The following is a 20,419-nucleotide window of genomic DNA, read 5'->3' on the forward strand; positions in this document are numbered from 1 at the left end:
AACCGGGGCGGTGTTATGGCTTGGCGGTGCTTACTTTAGCCGGTTCTTGTGCTTTTTGCACTGGCAGGCCTTTAAGCAAGTTCATGGCTTGCGTAAACTGGAAGTCATCTTTGCTGGCAGGCTCAATCGGGCCGCGTGTTTCAGCATGCTTCTCTTCTTTCAGTTTTTCAGCCGCAGCACGTGCTTTTGCTTCATCCGCTGCTTTACTGTCTGCATTGCCTTTAGCATCGGTCGGGTTAGACAGGTGACGTTTCAGGTCGGCTTCGTGCAAGCTCAGGCTTGGGTCAGAGCCGTCATCTACGGTCACATCCGGCACGATCCCTTTGGCCTGGATAGAGCGCCCATTTGGCGTAAAGTAACGCGCAGTAGTCAGCTTGATCGCACTGCCGTTGTTCATCGGCAAGATGGTTTGCACTGAGCCTTTACCAAAGCTCTGGATGCCCATGATGGTCGCGCGTTTGTGATCTTGCAATGCACCGGCCACAATTTCGGATGCTGAAGCTGAGCCTGCGTTGATCAACACCACAATAGGCACAGACTTGTACTCTTCAGGCAGGTCTTTCAGGTAGTCTGATTTGCCGCGGCGTGCGTAATCCATCGGTGTTGCATTTAAACGCATTTTTGAATCCACCACACGGCCTTCTGTATAAACGACCAGGTCATCTTTAGGCAGGAAAGCCGCAGACACGCCCACAGCCGCATCGAGCAAGCCACCTGGGTTGTTGCGCAGGTCCAGTACCAAACCTTTGAGTGGTTTTTTGTTTTCAGCCAGCAGCGATTTCAGGGCTTTGGCCAGGTCTTCACCCGTACGTTCCTGGAACTGGGTAATACGGACATAGCCGTAATCCTGTTCAATCCATTTGTTTTTTACGCTTTGTGATTTGATAATGGCGCGGGTCAGTGTGAATGTGAGTGGTTTGTCCTCACCTTTACGAATCACCGTCAATACGATTTTGGTGTCCGGTGTGCCACGCATGCGTTTTACGGCATCATTCAAGGTCAGGCCGCGTACCTGGGTGTCGTCCAGTTTCATGATCAGGTCGCCAGATTTGAGGCCTGCTTTGTAGGCTGGGCTGTCTTCAATCGGGGTGACCACTTTGACCAGGCCGTCTTCCATTGCGACTTCAATGCCTAAGCCGCCAAATTCACCTTGTGTGCCAGCCTGCAGCTCTTTGTAAGCGTCGGCGTCCATAAAGGTGGAGTGTGGATCCAGGCCTTGCAACATGCCGGACAAGGCTTCGTTAATCAGTTTTTTGTCTTCAACCGGCTCAACGTAGTCAGATTTGACTTTAGCGAACACTTCGGCAAACACGCGCAGTTCGTCTATGGGCAGTTGCGACACGGAGGTTCTGTCTGCCCAGGCGGAAATGTTGATGCTCACCAGGATACCTACAAATACGCCTGCACCCAGCAAGCTGAATTTTTCTAATTTGGAACGCATACCATGCCTTGTGTGATCAATTTAAGCGAAGAATATTACTTTAATAAGAGTCAAGTTGCATCTGTTGATGACAGCCTGTTTGCAGAGAGTGGACAGAACGCTGTTAAGTTCATTTTCCGCTATTTCAATAAAATTGACTATACTCTTCACGCAAATAAATGTTTAGAGTGAAATATGCAAAAGCCTATCGTAGAAATTGAGTTTTGTACACAGTGCCGTTGGTTGTTGCGCGCCGCCTGGCTGGCGCAGGAGTTGCTGACGACGTTTGATGGCGATTTAAAGTCGGTCAATCTGGTGCCTGGCACTGGCGGGATTCTTGAAGTGCGGTGCGATGGTGCCGTGATTTTCTCACGTAAAGAAGCAGGGCGGTTTCCTGAGTCCAAAGAGTTAAAGCAGTTGATTCGTGACCTGATTGATCCAGAACGTTCTCTGGGCCATAGTGATACGCCAGTCAAAGGCGCAGGGGAGTAAGTGTTTGTGTGACGTGGCGACGTTATTTTGACGCTTCGACTTCCAGCCGTTTGGCGCCGTTGTAGCGTGTGCTCCAGTAGCGTTCGTCCATGTTTTCGATGCGGACTTTAGCGCCTGCCCTGGGGGCGTGGATAAACTGATTGTTGCCGACATAAATGCCCACATGCGAAAACGCTGATTTTAAGGTATTGAAAAATACCAGGTCGCCGGGTTGTAGTTCTTCACGTTTAACCGTATTGCCCATTTCGCTAATGGTGCGAGCAGAAGGTGGCAGCGAAATTTGAGCGGCGTGTTTAAACACGTATTGCACAAAGCCGCTGCAATCAAAGCCGGTTTCCGGGCTGCGGCCACCGTATTTATAGTCGACGCCGGTCAGGCTCAAGGCGCGAATCATGATTTCTTCGACTTTTTCTGACCAAGAGCCCGCAATGCCGGACTGGCTTTCCATCACTTGCTCTTGTGAGTAACTGTAGGCGTTTTGCCAGCGCTTATCATCGCCGGGTGCGGCGACGCTTTTACATTGGCATAACAACGCGCTGACTAGTAAAGCAGCCAGCCGAATAAACGATTTATTCATCACAATCAAGGGCTTGGAGAAAAGGGTTTTTGATGACACAGAAGTGACTACGGCCTAAACCTTGCCATACTTTAACAACATGCGCAAGTTTTTTGGGCTTTTTTAATCCGTTTCTGCCGCCATGCACCCACGCATTTATTGAAAAAGCCTGTCTGATTTATGGTGGCTCGTGGGATAATTCATGCATGTCTTTATCGCAGCAAGTCAGTTCCGTATTTTCAGAAAATGGGCCTCTCGCTCAGGCCATGCCTGCTTTCCGTAGCCGTCCGCAACAGCAGGAAATGGCGCAGGCGATTGCAGAGGCCATCGAACAGCAGCAGCAATTAGTGGCTGAGGCGGGCACCGGCACCGGTAAAACCTATGCTTACCTGGTGCCTGCCTTATTGTCTGGCGGTAAGGTGATTATTTCTACCGGCACCAAAACGCTGCAAGACCAGCTCTACCAGCGCGACCTGCCTGCGATCCGGGCAGCGTTAAAAGTGCCAGTGTCTGTGGCTATGCTCAAAGGCCGCGCCAACTACATTTGCCACTATCATTTGCAACGTGCCAGCCAGGAAGGCCGCTTTCAGTCGCGCGAAGATGCGCAATATATTCCTATTTTGCAAACCTTTGCCGAACACAGCCTGACAGGCGATAAAGCCGAGCTGGTCGAGGTGCCAGAGCAAGCCACCGTGTGGCAGCAAGTGACCTCCACGCGTGATAACTGCGTGGGCCAGGATTGCCAGTTTTATAAGCAATGTTTTGTGATGGAGGCACGTAAGCAGGCCTTGGCTGCCGATGTGGTGGTGGTCAACCATCACCTATTTTTTGCCGACGTGATGCTGCGCGACGAAGGCGTGGCCGAGCTGTTGCCGAGTGCCAATACCGTGGTGTTTGACGAAGCGCACCAACTGCCGGAAGTGGCGGGGCTGTTTTTTGGCGAAGATATTTCTACCTCACAATTGATGGACCTGGCACGCGATAGCCAGATGGCTTACTTGACGCTGGCCAAAGATTGCGTGCCGCTGGGTGAAGCCGTGCCGCCGCTGGAGAAAGCCTGCCGTGATTTCAGGTTGGTCTTCCAGTTTGAAGGGTCGCGCATGCCGGTGCAAAAGGCGCAGGCATTAAAAAATTTTGATTCTGCCTATCAGCACCTGCTGGAAACCTTGAGCGCCCTGACTGCGGTGCTCGAAACACAAGCCGGCCGCGACCCCTTGCTGGAAAAATGCTGGCAGCGTGGCGAAGCCTTGCTGGCGTTGCTGGAGGCCTGGTTAAAAGGCAACCATGCCAACCTGGTGCGCTGGGTGGAGGTGTTCAGCCAAAGCGTGCAACTGCACGCCACGCCGCTTAGTGTTGCTGATGGCTTTGGTAAACAGCTCAATGCCCAGCCACGCGCCTGGATTTTTACCTCGGCCACGCTGGCCGTTAAAAGTGACTTTACTCACTACCAAGGCCAGATGGGCTTGTTGGCCGCACAGACCAAGCATTGGCAAAGCCCTTTTGACTATGGCCAGCAGGCTTTGCTCTACGTGCCCTCCGGCATGCCCGAGCCGAATAGCAGTGCCTACACGGCGGCAGTGGCGGCCATGAGTTTGCCGGTGTTGCAAGCCAGCCGCGGCCGGGCCTTTGTGTTATGTACCTCGCTCAAAGCCATGCGCGAAGTGCATGCGCTACTTAAGCAGGCATTTGAGGAGCAAGGCATGGACTATCCGCTGCTCATGCAAGGCGAGAGTAATCGGACAGAGTTGCTGGATAGATTCCGTGCCCACGGCAACGCCGTGCTGGTGGGCTCGCAGAGCTTCTGGGAAGGGGTGGACGTGCGCGGCGAGGCTTTGTCCTGCGTGATTATCGACAAGTTGCCATTTGCGCCGCCAGACGACCCGGTGCTTTCTGCGCGCATCGAAAAAATGAACGCCGAAGGCAAAAATGCCTTTATGGACTATCAACTACCTTATGCTGTGATCACGCTCAAACAAGGTGCCGGGCGCCTGATTCGCGACGAGCAGGATTTTGGCGTGCTGATGATTTGTGATCCACGTCTGGTCGATAAACCTTACGGGCGACGTATCTGGCAAAGCCTGCCACCCTTCAGGCGCACCCGCGTGCAGCAAGAGGTGGATGACTTTTTTACTTACATCAATAACGCCCTGCAAGCATGATCACGATCGCCGCCCACGAATACACACTCACGGCCATCCGTGCGCAAGGGGCGGGTGGGCAAAACGTCAATAAAGTCTCTTCAGCCATCCATCTGCGCTTTGATATTCACAGCTCTAGCTTGAGTGACGTGGTCAAGGCCCGGTTGTTGCATAGCAAAGACCAGCGTATCACCGCAGAAGGTGTGCTGGTGATTAAAGCGCAGCAATACCGCACACAAGAAGCTAATAAGCGCGATGCGATTGCGCGGTTGCATGCGATTGTAGATGCCGCCAGTCATGTGCATGCGGTGCGTTATGCGACCAGGCCGACGCTGGCGTCTAAAAAACGTCGGGTGGCGGGGAAGTTGCAACGTGGGGTGGTGAAGCAGGGGCGGGGGAGAGTGGTTGGGGATGATTGAGAAGGTAATTCTTCGATTTCTTGGCTATATTCATCGTCAGAATTATCTGGTGGGGATTGATGCTCGCGCGGATTTTGTTGTTTGTTAGGTTACGTTTCGCCCTTAGGCGAGTTACTTTTCTTTGCTTGCCCAAAGAACAAGTAACCAAAAGAAAGTGCACCCCAGCTTCCGCTTGATTCCTGCGTTGCTCGTCAAAATAAGCGGTCACGAAACTCAACCTAGTAGCTCACACAGAACGTGAGCTACTGCGGGATTCGAACAGTCGCTCCCTTCTTCCTTATTTTGTCTGCGCTACTCGGCGCGTCAGATGGGGACCCCGAACACCATACGACTGCAACCATCGATAACTTTAATAAAAGAATCTGGTTTTTAACCGTCCAAATTGCTACGGTGCAAGTTTGGCGCGAATAATCCCATTCCATCACGCTGAGTAGCGGAGACAAAAATAAGAGTAGAGGGAGCGACTGTCTGAATCCCGCGGTGGCTTGCGTCTTTTGCAAGCTGCTAGGGCGAGTTTCGATGGACGCCCACTTTGTTGAGCAACGCAAGGGAGCCGCAGGCCGTGATGGCTGGGTGCCCTCTTTTTGGTTACTTTTTTGGGGCAAGCAAAAAAAGTAACTCGCCAACAAGGCGAAATAAAAAAGCCACTCAAACGACTAGGCGTCAAAGTGGCTTTTCAGTGATTTAAAGTAGGCTGGTTACTTGCGCATTACGATCTGTAATCCGCATTAATCTTCACATAATCATAAGAAAAATCGCAGGTCCATACTGTGGCATCCGCATTGCCGCGGTTCAGCACCACGCGTACTAAAATGTCACTTTCCTTCATCACCGCTGCGCCTTGTTCTTCAACATAGCTCTCTGCGCGGCCACCTTTTTCAGCCACCAACACATTGCCCAAATACAACTGCATGGTGGTAACGTCTAAATCGTCAATGCCTGCATAACCAATCGCGGCCAGAATGCGGCCTAGGTTAGGGTCAGAGGCGAAGAAGGCTGTTTTGATCAGCGGGGAGTGGGCGATGGCATAGGCCACTTTGCGGCATTCTTCTGCATCTTTGCCGGCTTCAACCTGAATGGTCATGAACTTGGTGGCGCCTTCGCCGTCGCGTACGATGGCTTGTGCCAGCTCGGTGGCGACATCGGTTAAGGCGTCGCGCAAAGTGGCAAAGTCCGCGCTTTGTTCGTTAATTGTCGAATTGCCCGCCTGGCCGGTGGCCATCAAGATCAGGCTGTCGTTAGTGCTGGTGTCGCCGTCGACTGTAATACAGTTAAATGATTTATTCACGGCGTGCTGGATGATGCTGTCTAGCGCGGCCTGGCTGATGGCGGCGTCGGTGGCAATATAACCCAGCATGGTGGCCATGTTTGGGTGGATCATGCCTGAGCCTTTACTGATGCCCGTGATGGTGACTTGCTTGCCATCAATCGTCAGCGTGCGTGACGTGCCTTTGGCCACAATATCGGTGGTCATAATCGCCTCAGCGGCATTCAGCCAGTTGTTTTCCTGCAGGTTGGCTACTGCCGGGGCGATGCCTGCCAGCAATCTTTCCATCGGCAGCGTTTCCAGAATCACGCCGGTAGAAAATGGCAACACTTGCTCTGGGCTAATGTTCAACGCCTGTGCGACCCCGATACAGCTGGCGCGTGCATCGTCCAGGCCTTGCTGGCCCGTGCCTGCGTTAGCGCAACCGGTATTCACCAACAGGGCGCGGATGCCTTTATTCAGTTGCAAATGCTCTTTGCAGGCCGTCACTGGTGCTGCGCAAAAACGGTTGAGTGTGAATACGCCAGACACGCTACTGCCCTCAGGCACGGTGATCACCAGTACGTCTTTGCGGTTGGGTTTGCGGATATGTGCCTGGGCAAAACCTAGTTGTACGCCTTTGACAGGCAGCAGTGCTTCGGCGGTGGGAGCAGACAGTTTAACGGGCATCCGTTTTCCTTCAGTTTTTCAAAAGAATGGTGTTTTTATAAATCAGGCGCGGCGCCAGGTGGTGCCTTGCGCAGTATCCTCTAATACGATGCCTGCATCGGCCAGTGTTTTGCGGATACGGTCTGCTTCGGCATAGTTTTTAGCAGTTTTGGCGGCAATACGTGCTGCGATCAGGCCTTCAATATCCAGCTCGCTGCTGGTTTCACCTTGCATAAAGCTTTCTGGGTCGCGTTGTAGCAAGCCGATAATCGCAGCCAATTGTTTCAATAATGCGGCAGTGGCAGCGGATTTATCTTTGTTTAAATCGTTGGCGAGTTCAAATAATACGGCAATCGCTTCAGGTGTATTGAAGTCGTCATCCATGGCGGCCTTGAATTTGGCTGCTTGTGGCAAGGCCCAGTCTATGGCGCTGTCGGTGATTTCAATGCCACGCAATGCCGTATACAGGCGTGTCAAAGAGGCTTTGGCATCGTCCAGGTGTTTGTCTGAGTAGTTGAGCGGGCTGCGGTAATGTGCGCGTAGAATAAAGAAGCGCACGACCTCTGGGTCGTATTGCTCCAGCACTTCACGAATAGTAAAGAAGTTACCCAGCGACTTGGACATTTTTTCGTCATCGACACGGATAAAACCGTTGTGCATCCAATAGTTGGCCATGGTGCAGCCGTGCGTGGCTTCGGATTGGGCGATTTCGTTTTCGTGGTGCGGAAACTGCAAATCCTGGCCGCCGCCGTGGATGTCAAAATGCTGCCCCAGGTGCGCGGCGCTCATGACTGAACATTCAATGTGCCAGCCCGGGCGGCCATTGCCCCAGGGCGATTCCCAGTAAGGTTCGCCAGGCTTGACCGATTTCCACAATACAAAGTCCAGCGGATCCTGTTTGTGGTTATCGACATCCACGCGCTCACCGGCGCGCAGGTCTTCCAGTGACTTGCCGGACAGTTTGCCGTAGTCGCTAAAACTGCGCACTTTGTAAAACACATCGCCATTGCTGGCCTGGTAGGCAAAGCCTTTTTCGATGAGCTGGCTGATCATGTCGAGCATACCTTGCACGTGTTCGGTGGCGCGCGGCTCAAGGTCCGGGCGGATAATGCCGAGTTTGGCCGAGTCTTCGTCCATCGCAGTAATAAAGCGCTGGGTCAGGCTTTGGATGCTTTCGTTGTTTTCGTTAGCACGTTTGATGATTTTGTCGTCAATATCGGTGATGTTGCGTACATAAGTCACTTTGTAGCCGCTGGCGCGAAACCAGCGGGCAACCATATCAAACACGACCATAACGCGCGCGTGGCCCAGGTGGCAGAAGTCATAGACGGTCATGCCGCAGACGTACATACTGACTGTTTTTTCTGTGATGGGCTGGAAGACTTGCTTGCTGCGGGAAAGGGTGTTGTGTAGTTTTAACATGCTAACGAAATGTAAAAAGGATGAAGGCGTGATAAAATTAGCAGAAATATTGTAGTGTTTAATTTATGTTAACACGCATGGTGCTTGTTCTTTTGGTGTCGGCGAGGGTTGCCATTGCTTGATCGTTTGTTGTCAGGTAAGCCCGCAGGACACAAATTGGTGCTGAATCATCGCGTAATAATCACCTAAACGCGCACTGTCTCTTGTACAATCCAAGTATAACATACTGCTAAAATCAACGATTGCTCAGGTAATAAACTCATGAACGCAACATTAAAAAAATCTTTGCTGGTGTTGGGTGTCCTTTTAAGCCAGGTCACCTTGTCTCATTCTGTTTTGGCGGGCCAAACCAATGTGGAGCTGCGAGAAATTAACCAGCTGTCCGAACAGGGCAATCAGGCTGCCGCGCTGGAGCGTGTGAATACTTACTTGTCTGCCAACCCTAAAAACGCTGAGGCCATGTTTATGCGCGGCGTCATTCTGGTGGAATTGGGCAAGCGTGATGATGCGATCAAATCCTTTACCGAGCTCACTGAAAAATATCCTAACTTGCCTGAGCCATATAACAACCTGGCTGTGTTGTACGCAGACCAGGGCCAGTATGACAAAGCCAGAAAGGCGCTGGAGTCTGCGATCAAGACGCATCCAAGCTACGCCACTGCGCATGAAAATCTGGGCGATATTTATGCGCGCCTGGCATCAGAAGCATATGACAAGGCGCTGAAATTAGACACTTCCAATAGCCGGGCGCAAAGCAAGCTGGCGATGATTACCGATTTGTTTGGCGGTAAGCGCACTGTGGCGCGTACGACAACGACGGTGCCGCCTGCGCCAGCAGCTACGACGCCAGCGGTGACTACACCAGCCAATCCTGCACCAGTGAATCCGCCAGCGACACAAGCTGCTGTGACACCAACGCCGTCCGCTGCTGTTGTGCCGCCGGTAGTAGAGACCAAAAAGCCTGCGGTGGTTGAATCTAAGCCAGTAGAAGAGAAGTCGGCTGCTAACCATCAGGAACGTGCAGTGCTTGATGCAGTGAATGCATGGGCGGATGCTTGGGCTGCGCAAAATGTAGACAAGTATCTGGATAGCTACGCCAAAGAGTTTAAAACGCCTGGTGGCGAATCGCGCAAACAGTGGGAGTCTACCCGCCGTGACCGTGTGAGCCGCCCAAGCAAGATTTCGGTCAAGCTGAGCAATCTGTCAGTCAAGATGGAGAGTGATAGCGCAGCCAAAGTGACATTCCGCCAGATGTATAAAGCAACAGGTCTGGATGCAAACTCGAACAAGACGCTGAATCTGGTCAAAGAAGGTGGTCGCTGGTTGATTCAACAAGAGCGCGTCGGTAAGTTCTAAGCTACGTTTTAATCACCGCCCTGACCGGCGGTATGCCTGTCAAAAACGCTCAATTAGGGGCGAATTTGGCAGGTTAAGCACGCAAGATTTTAATTAAACAAATGTATAATATCGGTATGAGGAGTTTAAGAAAGTACTGCTATATTGCGTTTGTCAGTGCTGCGCTATTGCCTTGGAATGCAACCGCGGTTAACCATGAAGCGTTGACCGCGCGTTTGTTCGTCCAAAACAAAAACACCAATGCGGTTGAACGCATGCTGGTGCAAACTCTGCAATCGATTAAAGAAGGCCGTTTGCAACAGGCGCTGGATTACGTAGACCAGTTGCTGACGATCTCTCCCAACTTTGCCCTCGCGCACCTGATTCACGGTGATTTACTCTCTGCCAAAGCCAGGATCTTAAACAATTTTGGTGATGCGAATACGGCAGATGTCACCCGTATCCAGGATTTCAAAGAAGAAGCTGAAATCCGTATCCGCAATTACTTTGACCGTAATCGCGGCCTGACCCAGCCGAATATGCTGGTTGAACTGTCTGAAAAGCAAAGCCACGTCTTGTTTGTAGATACCGCGCGTTCCCGCCTGTATGTGTATGAAAAAGGCGAGGGCGATGTGTTGCGCTATATTGCCGACTACTATGTCACCATCGGTAAAAACGGGATTGGTAAAAAAGACCAGGGTGACAAACGCACGCCTATCGGTGTCTATTTTGCCTCGCGCAAACTCAATCGCCCTTTGCCTGACTTGTATGGCGATGCTGCCTATCCACTGAATTATCCTAATGAAATTGATAGCTACGAGCGTAAAACCGGCTCTGGCATCTGGATTCATGGCACGCCTCGCGATACCTACAGCCGCCCACCGCGTGCCAGTGATGGTTGTGTGGTGCTGTCTAACCCGGACATGAAAGCCTTGCAGGAAGTGTTGCAGGCAGGCAATACGCCAGTCGTAATTGGCGTTAACTTTCAGTGGGTGAATCCTGATTCTGTGCGCAATCAGGACCGTGATAAAGCAGCGTTGAAATCGGCGATTGAGCAATGGCGTAAAGATTGGGCCGCGCAAAAGACCGATGCTTACCTGTCTCATTACACCAGCGATTTCTTCTATTCTGAAGGCGATTTGTCCAGATGGTCTAGCTACAAGCGACAGATTCAGGCGGCGAAGCCCAAGGTGAGTGTCAACTTGTCTGAAGTGAGTATGTTCACTTATCCGAACTCCAAGCGCAACATGGTGGTCGTAGATTTTGAGCAGGAATATGTGAGCGCTGCCTTGCGTAATGTCATGAAAAAACGACAGTACTGGGTGCAGGAAAACGGTGAATGGAAAATTTTGTACGAAGGATCAGCTTGATGCGAGTGTTGTCTTGGATGTTAGGGTGTTGCCTGTTGGCCGCTGTGGGTATGGCCAATGCGGCAACGCAAGTGCTGTTTGAAACCAATCAGGGTAATTTTGCCGTTGAGGTATATGCTGATAAAGCGCCTAAAACGGTTGAAAACTTTTTGCAGTATGTGAAAGATGGTTTTTATACCAATACCATTTTTCATCGCGTGATCGGCCGTTTCATGATTCAGGGCGGTGGCTTTGATCGCGAGCTGACAGAGAAACCAACGCGTGCACCCGTGGTGAACGAGGCTGGTAATGGCCTGGTGAACCAGACCGGCACCATTGCCATGGCGCGTACCCCGGACCCCAACTCGGCTACGGCCCAGTTTTTTGTCAATGTGGCCGACAACCAGTTTCTTGATTACGGTGGCCCGGAACCAGACCGGATTGGTTACTGTGTCTTTGGTAAAGTGGTGTCTGGTATGGACGTCGTGTTTAAAATCAGTAATTTGCCAACAGGCAACCAACGCGGCTTTTCGGATGTGCCGATTCGGACGGTCATCATTAAACGTGCATCGATAGTGACTAGCAAGTAACTGTTAGCAAATCACTATCATCATCCTCAATAAACGGAGAATATTTTGGTCAAACTGACTACCAACTTTGGCGATATTACGATCGAACTGAACGCAGAAAAAGCCCCGATTACCGTGGCAAACTTTTTAAGCTACGTTGAAAAAGGCTTTTATGATGGCGTAATTTTTCATCGCGTGATCAATGACTTTATGATTCAAGGTGGTGGTTTTGACACCAACATGAAGCAAAAAGCAACGGATGCTACCATCAAAAATGAGGCTGATAACGGTTTGTCCAACGACAAATACACCTTGGCCATGGCGCGTACCATGGTGCCTGACTCTGCTTCTGCACAATTCTTTATCAATGTGAAAGATAACGATTTCCTCAACTTCTCTGCACCAACGACTCAGGGCTGGGGCTACTGTGTGTTCGGTAAAGTGGTTGAAGGCATGGATATCGTTGATAAAATCAAAGCCGTACCGACTACCAGCCGTGCTGGTCACCAAGACGTGCCAGTAGAACCTGTGATCATCGAAAAAGCTGTGGTGGTTGCCTAAGGCATGACCACCTGGATCATTTCTGATCTGCACTTATGTGCGCAAAGGCCTGCGGTAACGCAGGCTTTTTTGCATTGGTTACGCACCGAGGTGGCCAAGGCAGAGGCGCTGTATATCCTTGGTGATTTTGTTGAAGTATGGGTAGGGGATGATATTCTCGCTGACCCGCAACATGGCGCCGAGTTTGTGCCTATCGTTCAGGCGCTACGTGCCTTGTCGGCACAAGGCGTGCGACTGTACTTGATGCATGGTAATCGCGACTTTTTAATCGGTGAGGGCTTTGCGCAAGCCTGCGGTTTGCAATTGCTGCCTGACCCGGCGTTGCTGGAGTTGGGCGGTCAACGCATTTTGTTGAGCCATGGCGATGCGTTATGCACTGACGATGTTGCCTACCAGCAGTTTCGGGCACAAGTGCGCAGCCCGCAATGGCAACAGGCTTTTCTTAGCCAGCCGCTGGCCGCCAGGCTGGCATTTGCCGCGCAGGCACGTAGCACCAGCGCGCAGAACAAAGCCGTACAAACCATGGATATTATGGATGTCAACGCGGAGGCCGTGGTCGCCCAGTTGCGCGCATATGACTACCCGGATGTGCTGTTGCATGGACACACTCACCGGCCAGGCCGTCACCCGCTGACTGTGGACGGTTATCAGTGCGAGCGGGTGGTGCTTGGAGACTGGCACGACACCGCAGTCGTTGCAAACATCAATCATGCATCCTGCGAGCTACAAACACTCACCTTAAGCTAATACCATCCCATCAAGATACATAAGTATTGCAGCGCTGTATTGGTGACAGCGCATGGCTTGCAAACCTCTGCTGCAGATAAACAACAATTGGATAGTCGCCTAACTACGCATGTTGGTTTTATTTGAATTGTAAATTTATTTTAATTAAAGTGGGGTTTGGCTTGCGTTGGCCACTTTAAGACGCATCCATCACAATCACCCTTTTGAGAATGAGGAGCACTCCATGCGTCACTTCAACCTTAAACACATTGCCATCCCTCTGAGCCTGCTCGTCGCCAGTGTTAATGCGCAGGCTTTTGAACAGAAAAACGTTCACACGACGTTTTCTTGCAACAGCGCGGGTAATTGTATCTTTAACCTTGACGTGCCAGACAGTGATCCTATTACCAGCTTTCATGTGCAAGTCAAAACAGATCCTACCGCCCTGACACTGATGTCAGTCACACCAGCCAGCTGGACTACTGGTAGCAATGCTGGATCGGTTTTTTTCAAGGGGATAGCTATTATGGAGACCTAAAATTTGTGATTGGTATCTCTAAAACGGACATCATTAGTTGGTCTTACGATTATCTGGATGGTGCTGGAAACACCGTTGTTACGTCACCTACGATGGTGCCCGAACCGCAGACTTATGCGATGCTTCTCTCCGGTTTGTTGATGGTCGGTTTGCTCAGGCAGTATAAAAGCTCACAAAAGTAGCATTTGCGAATGAAGTAAAAAACCCCGTACATTGAGCACGGGGTTTTTTGCAGCCAGGCAAATGACATGCCCTAGCACAAGCACATGATTATCTTTTGGTTTGCTGGCCAAACTCATGAGGCCGTGCTTGTGCGGCAATTTTATCCAGCACACCGTTGATGTATTTGTGGCCATCAATGCCGCCATACGCTTTGGCCAATTCAACCCCTTCGTTGATCGCCACGCGGTAAGGGATGCTGACATCAAACATGAGCTCGTAGCCGGAAATGCGCAAGATGGCATGCTCAATCGGGCTCAACTCTTCTAGCTGGCGGTCAATAAACTGGCTGATCATGGCGTCAATATCGGCGGTGTGATCCAACACACCAGTCAGTAATTGCTTGAAGTAGGTTTCATCGGCCTTGAAGTAATCAGGGTCGTCCAGGCTATCCAGGCGCAGTTGTTTCACATCGCCCGCATTCATGCGGTTGCGGTACAGCGCTTTCAGCGCCAATTCGCGTGATTTGCGGCGGTTTTTGCTGCCTTTGCTTTTGGCTGGCGCCGATTTTTCCTGGCTCACCGCTGCTTTATCTTCACTCCCCGCTGATTTATCCTCACTCATAGTGCGCTCACTAAATTCGCCATTTCAATCGCGGCCTGGGCGGCTTCAGCGCCTTTTACCGCGACGCGCACTTCAGCTTGCTCATCATTTTCTGTGGTGAGAATCGCATTGGCAACTGGCACGCCGGTGTCGCGTTGTACTTCTGAAATGCCGCGCGCAGACTCATTGGAAACCACTTCGAAATGGTAGGTCTCGCCGCGGATGATGGCACCCAGCGCGATCAAGGCATCGTATTTTTCAGTCATCGCCATATGCAACAGGATCAAGGGGGTTTCCAGTGCGCCAGGCACGGTAGCGAGAGTGATGTCTTCAGCGTTTACGCCCAGTTTGAGCAGTTCTTGTTCGCAGGCCTGTAGCAAGCCAGCGCCAATATTTTCATTAAAACGGGAGAGGACGATACCGATTTTTTTACCGTTACCGTCCAGGTTTTTAGCAATTTTGTTCACTTGTGCGTCCGTGGGTTAAAACATAAACCGCTATTTTAACCCAAACGGCTACGTTACGGATTATGCGAATAGTGACCAGGCTTTTTGTACTGTCATCCAGATGCCGTAGCTGATGGGAATCAGCACTGCCAGCCATGCCAGTTTCACCAAGATGCCAGGCGTTTTCTGGTCATTTTGAGCGGCGCTAGTGGTCTCGCTGGCGGTTTTTTTGCCGCCACTTTGTTCTGCTGCCAATTCGCTATCTGACATAAAGTATTTGTCAGCGACCGGCCGTACCAGCAGGTTGGCTACAAAGCCGACACCCAGCAAGGCCGCCAGCGTCATAAAGATAGGCGCATAAATATCGGCATAGGGAACATTGGCTTCCAGTCGTACATCGTGCAGGTAGTTCACAATCACTGGCCCCAGGATGCCTGCGGTTGACCAGGCAGTGAGCAGGCGGCCGTGGATGGCCCCCACAAACTGCGTGCCGAACAAGTCAGCCAGATAAGCCGGAATCGTGGCAAAGCCGCCGCCGTACATCGAGGCGATGATGCAGAACACCAGCAGGAACAAGGCCAGTTGATGATGATTTGCTGCGTAAGTACCGCAAACATACATCATGATGCCGAGGACAAAAAAGATGAAGTAAGTTGTTTGACGGCCCAGTTTGTCTGACGAAGTGGCCCAGCCAATACGGCCAAAAATATTAAACAGTGAAATCAGCCCGACAAATCCGGCGCCTACCGCTGCGGCAGCGGCTGTGAGGGCTTCGTCAGCCTTGATGTCGGCAAAGCCAAGCGTGGGCTGGCCAATCAATACGCCACCAAATGTTTCCTGCAACATGGGGGCTGCCGCACCGATAATGCCAATCGCCGCAGATACGTTCATGCACAGAATCAGCCACAGTAACCAGAATTGCGGTGTTTTGTGCGCATTTTTCAGGTGCACATGGCGCGTGGCGACCAGGCGGTTGTGCTGGGTATCAGGCGGTGTCCAGCCAGCCGGTTTCCAGTTGGCGGCTGGCACGCGATAACCCAATGAGCCGCAGGTCATAAACACGGCATAAATCAGGGCCAGTACGACGAAGGTTTGCCATACGCCGGGGGCGGTTGGTGTGGCGAAGATGCTCATGAGTTTGGTGGCCAGTGGTGAGCCTATCATGGCGCCACCGCCAAAGCCCATGATCGCCAAGCCTGTGGCCATGCCGCGACGATCAGGAAACCATTTGATCAGGGTAGACACGGGTGAAATATAGCCCAGCCCGAGGCCGATGCCGCCAATGACGCCACTCCCCAGCCACATCATCCACAGTTGGTGTTGATAGACGCCGAGCGCCGAAATCAGCAGGCCGCCGCACCAGCAAAGCATGGCCACCAGGCCTGCTTTGCGTGGGCCAGCACGTTCCAGCCAGCCACCCCAGACGGCGGCTGAGCAGCCCAGCAGCACAAAAAATAAGGTATACATCCAGCCGAGGTCAAACTGGGTCCAGTTGCAATCCGTAGCGGTCAGCGCTTTGGCGGTGCCTGCCAGTTTGTCGGCAAAGGTACTGGCCCCTGCGGCGCAGGCGGCGACTGGTTTGCCATCTGGCCCAGTGAGCGCGTTGCCCAGCGGTTTCCAGAAGACGCTGAAGCCATAAGCCATGCCGATAGAAAGATGGACTGCCAGTGCTGCCGGTGGTACCAGCCAGCGATTGAAATGGTTGCCGGCGGTGATATGTTCTTTGGAAAGATTAAGCAAGATTAAAAACCCCTTCATTTTTGTGCGTTACATCTTGTTACAATTTGCTTTAAAAGGCAATAACAGCAAAATTAAATTTATGTGATGTTGTCATTAAAATGTCATAATTCATTCATAAACTGGCGAGCATTCAATCAATACTTTGATCTCAAATTGCTTAAAGGGAGTGTCATGGCTGCAGCGAACATTTTGGTGGTAGAAGACGAACCGGCGATCCAGGAATTGCTGGCGTTGAATATCAAACAAGCGGGGCATCATGCGATCCGTGCCACCAGCGTTGAACATGCGCAAATGCTATTACGTGAAACCATGCCAGACCTGATCTTGCTGGACTGGATGTTGCCAGGCATGAGCGGCATTGAGTTTGCGCGTCGCCTGAAATCAGACAGCCTGACCAAAGAAGTGCCGATTATCATGCTGACCGCCCGTGGCGACGAGTTTGATAAAGTACGCGGCCTGGAAGTCGGCGCCGATGATTATGTGACCAAGCCGTTCAGTCCTCGCGAGTTGAATGCGCGTATCAAGGCGGTGTTGCGCAGACGTGCACCGCAAATGACGGATGATCCGATTGAAATTGCCGGGTTGCACCTAGACCCGACCACCCACCGCGTGACTGGCCATAATGTGCATATTCCACTGGGCCCAACCGAGTTTAAGTTGCTGCACTTCTTTATGACCAATCCTGAGCGCGTACATAGCCGTACGCAATTGCTGGATAAAGTCTGGGGTGACCGTGTGTTCGTCGAAGACCGTACGGTGGACGTGCATATTCGCCGCTTGCGCAATGCACTAGTGGCTTCCAAGCATGAAGAAATGATCCAGACCGTGCGTGGTTCCGGTTATCGCTTCTCGGTACATACCGATCCCGGTAATTAATCTGGCAGTTTTGCCCAGATTTATTTGAGCGTGACAGGGGTCGCGCTCTATCCTCAGGCAGGGTGTCGTGATACGCTTGCGCGTGTTGATTTTTCACGATTAAATAGCCCATGAAACACCTTTTTACCCAAGCTTGCTCAGCTGCCACGTATCGCTGGTTGATACGTTTCTTTTGGCTGGCGCTCATCCTTTGGGTAGCCCTCACGTTCCGCCAGCATGGCATCAGCAACGACGAGTATGTGCAGCATACTTACGGCCAGATGCTGCTCGACTGGTATCAGTCCGGCTTTAAAGACCAGGACGCTTTTCACTACCGCAATCTCTACCTTTACGGCGGTCTGTTTGACATCATTGCCGCTGCGCTGGACCCCTATATCCCGATCATGATCTGGGATATTCGCCATTTGCTTTCGGCTTTGTTTGGCCTGCTGGGTTTTTACGGCGTCTCCAGGTTTGCGCATTTGCTGGGCGGTGAGCGTCTGGCGTTGCTGGCGATGACGCTGCTGTTCCTCACCGTGTCATGGTCTGGCACCATGTTTACGCATACCAAAGATGTGCCGTTTGCCACCTGCATGTTATGGGCACTGTATGCCACCGCGCTGGTGGTGCGTGATATGGAAAACGTCAGTGGTAAAGCCATTGTGTTGCTGGGGTTCGCGGTCGGCGGCGCCTTGGGCTTGCGCGTCGGCGGCGCTTTTGCCGTGATTTATCTGGTGTTGCTGGTGCTTACTCGGGTCTTGCTCGACCATAGATCTGAACGCACCCCGATCTGGTCGCGCTTACTGCGTATGGTGGTTGTTTTGCTGCCTGCCGCCGTGCTGGCGTTTGTCTTTATGGCAATGTGCTGGCCGTGGAGTGTGATTGAGCCGGACAACCTGCTGGAAGCAGCCAAGTCCTTCTCGCATTTTGACTTTAATATGCAGACCATTGCCAATGGCGTGGTCTACAACATCAGCGAAGTGCCTCGCAGCTACCTGTTCCAATACCTGGCAGTCAAATTGCCAGAGGCGGCTTTGTTGGGCATTGTCAGCCTGCCCGTGATGTGGTTAGCGTGCCGACCAGCTCTGCGCCTGGCTGATCAGTCTACACGTATGGTCATGTACACTTTGTTGATGGGCATCTTATTCCCGCTCGTTTTTGTGATGGATGACCGGCCAGCACTCTATAACGGCGTGCGCCACTTTACCTTTTTGTTGCCTTTGCTGGCGATTTTCTCCGCTTGGACTATTGTGGCCGTGTGGCAGGCATTGGCCACTAGCAAATTACAGGCGCGAGTGGCTTATCAAGCGATTTGGACGGGCGTGATGGCTGGCCTGATGCTGGTGACGCTGGTCGATATTGTGCAACTGCATCCATACCAATACACCAGACTCAACCGCCTGGCAGGGGATCAAACGCAGGCCCAGTTTAAGTGGGAGGGCGATTACTGGTCGAGCGCCTTACGTGCCGCCACCGATCAACTCACCGAGATGCCTTTGCCTGCGCGTGACAAACCCTACTGGGTGGCCGCTTGTGTGGATACCCCGCAAATCGAACCTTACCTGGATGGCCGTTTTAGCGTCACCCGCCGTTGGGAAGAGGCCGACTTTTTCCTGTCCACCACCAATATGCATTGCCATGAGGTCATGAAGGGCAAGCTGGTTGGGGGGGTGCAGCGGCAGGGCATGTGGCTGGCCGTGATTAAAGATCGTCGCCAATTACAAGGGGCTGACCGTCTGGCCACCCCGGCTAAAAACTAGCGCCAATCCACTACAATAACCGCACCGAACCTGCTAACCTGATGACCATGACTACTGTTGACGCTCACCGCCCTACCGCCCAGCCGCATATCACGGTGATGGTGCCTGCTTACAATGAAGAAAAAAACATTGCACATACGCTGCAAAATATCCGTAGCGTGTTGCAGCAGATGTCACCGCATTGGGATATGGTAGTGGTCGATGATGGCAGCCGTGACCAGACCTCACAGGTGGTGCAGTCACTGGTGGAAGAGTGCCATGTCACTTTGGTCAGGTTTTCGCGTAACTTTGGCAAAGAAAACGCCATTAGCGCTGGCCTGAGTTATGCCAAAGGTGACGTGGTTATCTGCATGGATGCGGATGGCCAACATGCTTCAGAGCTCATGTTTACCATGCTGGAAAAGTGGCGTGAAGGCTATGACATGGTGTATGCCGTGCGCCAGGACCGTGAGCAGGAGTCTTCCTTTAAATTATGGGGTTCGCGCCTGTTTTACCGCATGATGAGCGCCAGTACCCATGTTGAAATCCCGCGTGATGCGGGTGATTTCCGCCTGATGAACCGCGCGGTGGTGGATGCTTTGTGCGCTTTGCCTGAGCGTAACCGTTTTATGAAAGGCATTTATGCCTGGGTCGGCTACAAGTCCATCGGCATTCCTTATACGCCTTTGCCACGTTTGCATGGCGAGAGTGCTTATTCAAAACTCAAATTGATTGCCCTGGCGTGGACGGGCATTACCAGTTTCTCGGTCTTGCCATTGCGCCTGGCCAGTTTAACCGGTGCCACACTTGCCTTGTTGGCATTTGCCTATGGCGCCGTGGTGGTGATTGATGCCTTGTTTTTCCATGAATCTGTGCCTGGTTGGCCGACGGTGGTGGCCAGCATGATGTTCTTCGCTGGTGTGCAACTGCTGTTTATTGGTGTGCTTGGCGAATACCTCGCCCGCGTCTATGACGAAGTCAAAGGCCGTCCGCCTTATATTGTGGCTGAAGTCGTTGCGCCTGTCGCAACGAGGCGCCAGCCCTGAGTGTTGATATGCGCGCCTCGGTCTTAGGGTTTGTCAGCGTCGGTGCACTGGCGGCGGCCGTGCATTATGTTGTGGCATTGCTGGCACACGCCTGGGGCTGGCAGCCTGCAGGGGCGAATTGGCTAGGCTTTTTATGCGCCTTTCCCGTGAGTTATATTGGGCATCGCCGCTGGTCGTTTCGTGGCACACAGGCCAGCCATGTGGCTGCCTTTTTCAAATTTCTGGCCGTGGCCTTGCTTGGCTTTTTTGGCAACCAGGCCTTGTTGTGGCTGGCGTTAACTTATACGCCATTGCCTTTTTGGTTTGTGCTTGGTGTGGTGATGGTGTTGATTGCGGTCAGCACCTGGTTGCTGAGCCGTTTCTGGGCTTTTCAGCATGATTAAGGCGTTGT

At 52.1% G+C, this 20,419-nt stretch carries 21 protein-coding genes; 14 read left to right on the top strand and 7 right to left on the bottom strand.

Annotated features, from left to right (window positions below):
* Nucleotides 1-13 precede the first annotated feature (13 nt).
* Complete coding sequence (locus tag INP78_RS06840) at nt 14-1,441, bottom strand: S41 family peptidase (protein WP_194741434.1); 1,428 nt, start codon at nt 1,439-1,441, stop codon at nt 14-16.
* A gap of 174 nt (nt 1,442-1,615) precedes the next feature.
* On the opposite strand from INP78_RS06840, the gene INP78_RS06845 reads away from it, so the two are divergent.
* A complete protein-coding gene (locus INP78_RS06845) occupies nt 1,616-1,912 on the top strand; it encodes a SelT/SelW/SelH family protein (RefSeq protein WP_194741435.1) in 297 nt (98 codons plus the stop codon).
* Between the two features lie 22 nt (nt 1,913-1,934).
* Here the strand turns inward: INP78_RS06845 and INP78_RS06850 are convergent, their stop codons facing one another.
* The gene (locus tag INP78_RS06850) at nt 1,935-2,489 is read right to left on the bottom strand and encodes a C40 family peptidase (RefSeq protein WP_194741436.1); all 555 of its coding nucleotides are present in this window, start codon (nt 2,487-2,489) and stop codon (nt 1,935-1,937) included.
* A gap of 185 nt (nt 2,490-2,674) precedes the next feature.
* Between INP78_RS06850 and INP78_RS06855 the strand changes: the two genes are divergently transcribed.
* Nucleotides 2,675-4,627, top strand: a complete 1,953-nt coding sequence (locus tag INP78_RS06855) for an ATP-dependent DNA helicase (protein ID WP_194741437.1) — start codon at nt 2,675-2,677, stop codon at nt 4,625-4,627.
* A complete protein-coding gene (gene arfB / locus INP78_RS06860) occupies nt 4,624-5,025 on the top strand; it encodes an alternative ribosome rescue aminoacyl-tRNA hydrolase ArfB (protein ID WP_194741438.1) in 402 nt (133 codons plus the stop codon). Before INP78_RS06855 ends, arfB begins: the two co-directional genes overlap by 4 nt.
* 709 nt (nt 5,026-5,734) lie before the next feature.
* Here the strand turns inward: arfB and argJ are convergent.
* Nucleotides 5,735-6,961, bottom strand: a complete 1,227-nt coding sequence (gene argJ / locus INP78_RS06865) for a bifunctional glutamate N-acetyltransferase/amino-acid acetyltransferase ArgJ (RefSeq protein ID WP_194741439.1) — start codon at nt 6,959-6,961, stop codon at nt 5,735-5,737.
* A gap of 42 nt (nt 6,962-7,003) precedes the next feature.
* Entirely contained in the window at nt 7,004-8,362 is a 1,359-nt protein-coding gene (cysS, locus tag INP78_RS06870) for a cysteine--tRNA ligase (protein ID WP_194741440.1), read from the bottom strand.
* 261 nt (nt 8,363-8,623) lie between these two features.
* On the opposite strand from cysS, the gene INP78_RS06875 reads away from it, so the two are divergent.
* The 7 genes from INP78_RS06875 to INP78_RS14690 all read left to right on the top strand — a co-directional run bounded on the left by INP78_RS06875 (nt 8,624) and on the right by INP78_RS14690 (nt 13,622).
* On the top strand, nt 8,624-9,718 hold the full coding sequence (locus tag INP78_RS06875; RefSeq protein ID WP_194741441.1) for a tetratricopeptide repeat protein: 1,095 nt from the start codon (nt 8,624-8,626) through the stop codon (nt 9,716-9,718).
* Between the two features lie 101 nt (nt 9,719-9,819).
* Complete coding sequence (locus INP78_RS06880; protein ID WP_194741442.1) at nt 9,820-11,067, top strand: L,D-transpeptidase family protein; 1,248 nt, start codon at nt 9,820-9,822, stop codon at nt 11,065-11,067.
* A complete protein-coding gene (locus INP78_RS06885) occupies nt 11,067-11,636 on the top strand; it encodes a peptidylprolyl isomerase (RefSeq protein WP_194741443.1) in 570 nt (189 codons plus the stop codon). Before INP78_RS06880 ends, INP78_RS06885 begins: the two co-directional genes overlap by 1 nt.
* A 45-nt stretch (nt 11,637-11,681) precedes the next feature.
* On the top strand, nt 11,682-12,176 hold the full coding sequence (locus tag INP78_RS06890; RefSeq protein ID WP_194741444.1) for a peptidylprolyl isomerase: 495 nt from the start codon (nt 11,682-11,684) through the stop codon (nt 12,174-12,176).
* A gap of 3 nt (nt 12,177-12,179) precedes the next feature.
* On the top strand, nt 12,180-12,923 hold the full coding sequence (locus INP78_RS06895) for a UDP-2,3-diacylglucosamine diphosphatase (RefSeq protein WP_194741445.1): 744 nt from the start codon (nt 12,180-12,182) through the stop codon (nt 12,921-12,923).
* A gap of 223 nt (nt 12,924-13,146) precedes the next feature.
* Nucleotides 13,147-13,440, top strand: coding sequence for a hypothetical protein (locus INP78_RS06900; protein WP_194741446.1), 294 nt, complete (start codon nt 13,147-13,149; stop codon nt 13,438-13,440).
* Nucleotides 13,441-13,532: 92 nt separating this feature from the next.
* On the top strand, nt 13,533-13,622 hold the full coding sequence (locus INP78_RS14690) for a PEP-CTERM sorting domain-containing protein (RefSeq protein ID WP_368667976.1): 90 nt from the start codon (nt 13,533-13,535) through the stop codon (nt 13,620-13,622).
* Between the two features lie 88 nt (nt 13,623-13,710).
* Here INP78_RS14690 and nusB read toward each other — a convergent pair whose 3' ends face one another.
* Genes nusB through INP78_RS06920 form a run of 3 tightly spaced genes read right to left on the bottom strand, consistent with a single transcriptional unit; the run spans nt 13,711 to nt 16,406 of the window.
* Nucleotides 13,711-14,223 carry a transcription antitermination factor NusB gene (nusB, locus tag INP78_RS06910; protein WP_194741448.1) on the bottom strand — a complete coding sequence of 171 codons (513 nt, stop codon included), beginning with the start codon at nt 14,221-14,223 and terminating at the stop codon, nt 13,711-13,713.
* Nucleotides 14,220-14,669: a 6,7-dimethyl-8-ribityllumazine synthase gene (gene ribH / locus INP78_RS06915; RefSeq protein WP_194741449.1), complete on the bottom strand. Its 450-nt coding sequence runs from the start codon at nt 14,667-14,669 to the stop codon at nt 14,220-14,222. Before ribH ends, nusB begins: the two co-directional genes overlap by 4 nt.
* A gap of 60 nt (nt 14,670-14,729) precedes the next feature.
* A complete protein-coding gene (locus INP78_RS06920) occupies nt 14,730-16,406 on the bottom strand; it encodes an OFA family MFS transporter (RefSeq protein ID WP_194741450.1) in 1,677 nt (558 codons plus the stop codon).
* Between the two features lie 153 nt (nt 16,407-16,559).
* Here INP78_RS06920 and phoB point away from each other — a divergent pair, with 153 nt between their 5' ends.
* The 4 genes from phoB (at nt 16,560) to INP78_RS06940 (ending at nt 20,411) form a co-directional block, all read left to right on the top strand.
* Nucleotides 16,560-17,264, top strand: coding sequence for a phosphate regulon transcriptional regulator PhoB (gene phoB, locus INP78_RS06925; RefSeq protein WP_019883356.1), 705 nt, complete (start codon nt 16,560-16,562; stop codon nt 17,262-17,264).
* A 110-nt stretch (nt 17,265-17,374) separates the two neighbouring features.
* A complete protein-coding gene (locus tag INP78_RS06930) occupies nt 17,375-19,003 on the top strand; it encodes a hypothetical protein (protein ID WP_194741451.1) in 1,629 nt (542 codons plus the stop codon).
* Nucleotides 19,004-19,050: 47 nt separating this feature from the next.
* Nucleotides 19,051-20,028 carry a glycosyltransferase family 2 protein gene (locus INP78_RS06935; protein WP_194741452.1) on the top strand — a complete coding sequence of 326 codons (978 nt, stop codon included), beginning with the start codon at nt 19,051-19,053 and terminating at the stop codon, nt 20,026-20,028.
* An 8-nt stretch (nt 20,029-20,036) separates the two neighbouring features.
* A complete protein-coding gene (locus tag INP78_RS06940; RefSeq protein ID WP_194741453.1) occupies nt 20,037-20,411 on the top strand; it encodes a GtrA family protein in 375 nt (124 codons plus the stop codon).
* The last annotated feature ends 8 nt before the right edge of the window (nt 20,412-20,419 follow it).

Origin of the sequence: Methylophilus sp. 14 (genome assembly GCF_015354345.1) — a bacterium.
In the GTDB taxonomy this organism is placed as follows: Bacteria; Pseudomonadota; Gammaproteobacteria; order Burkholderiales; family Methylophilaceae; genus Methylophilus.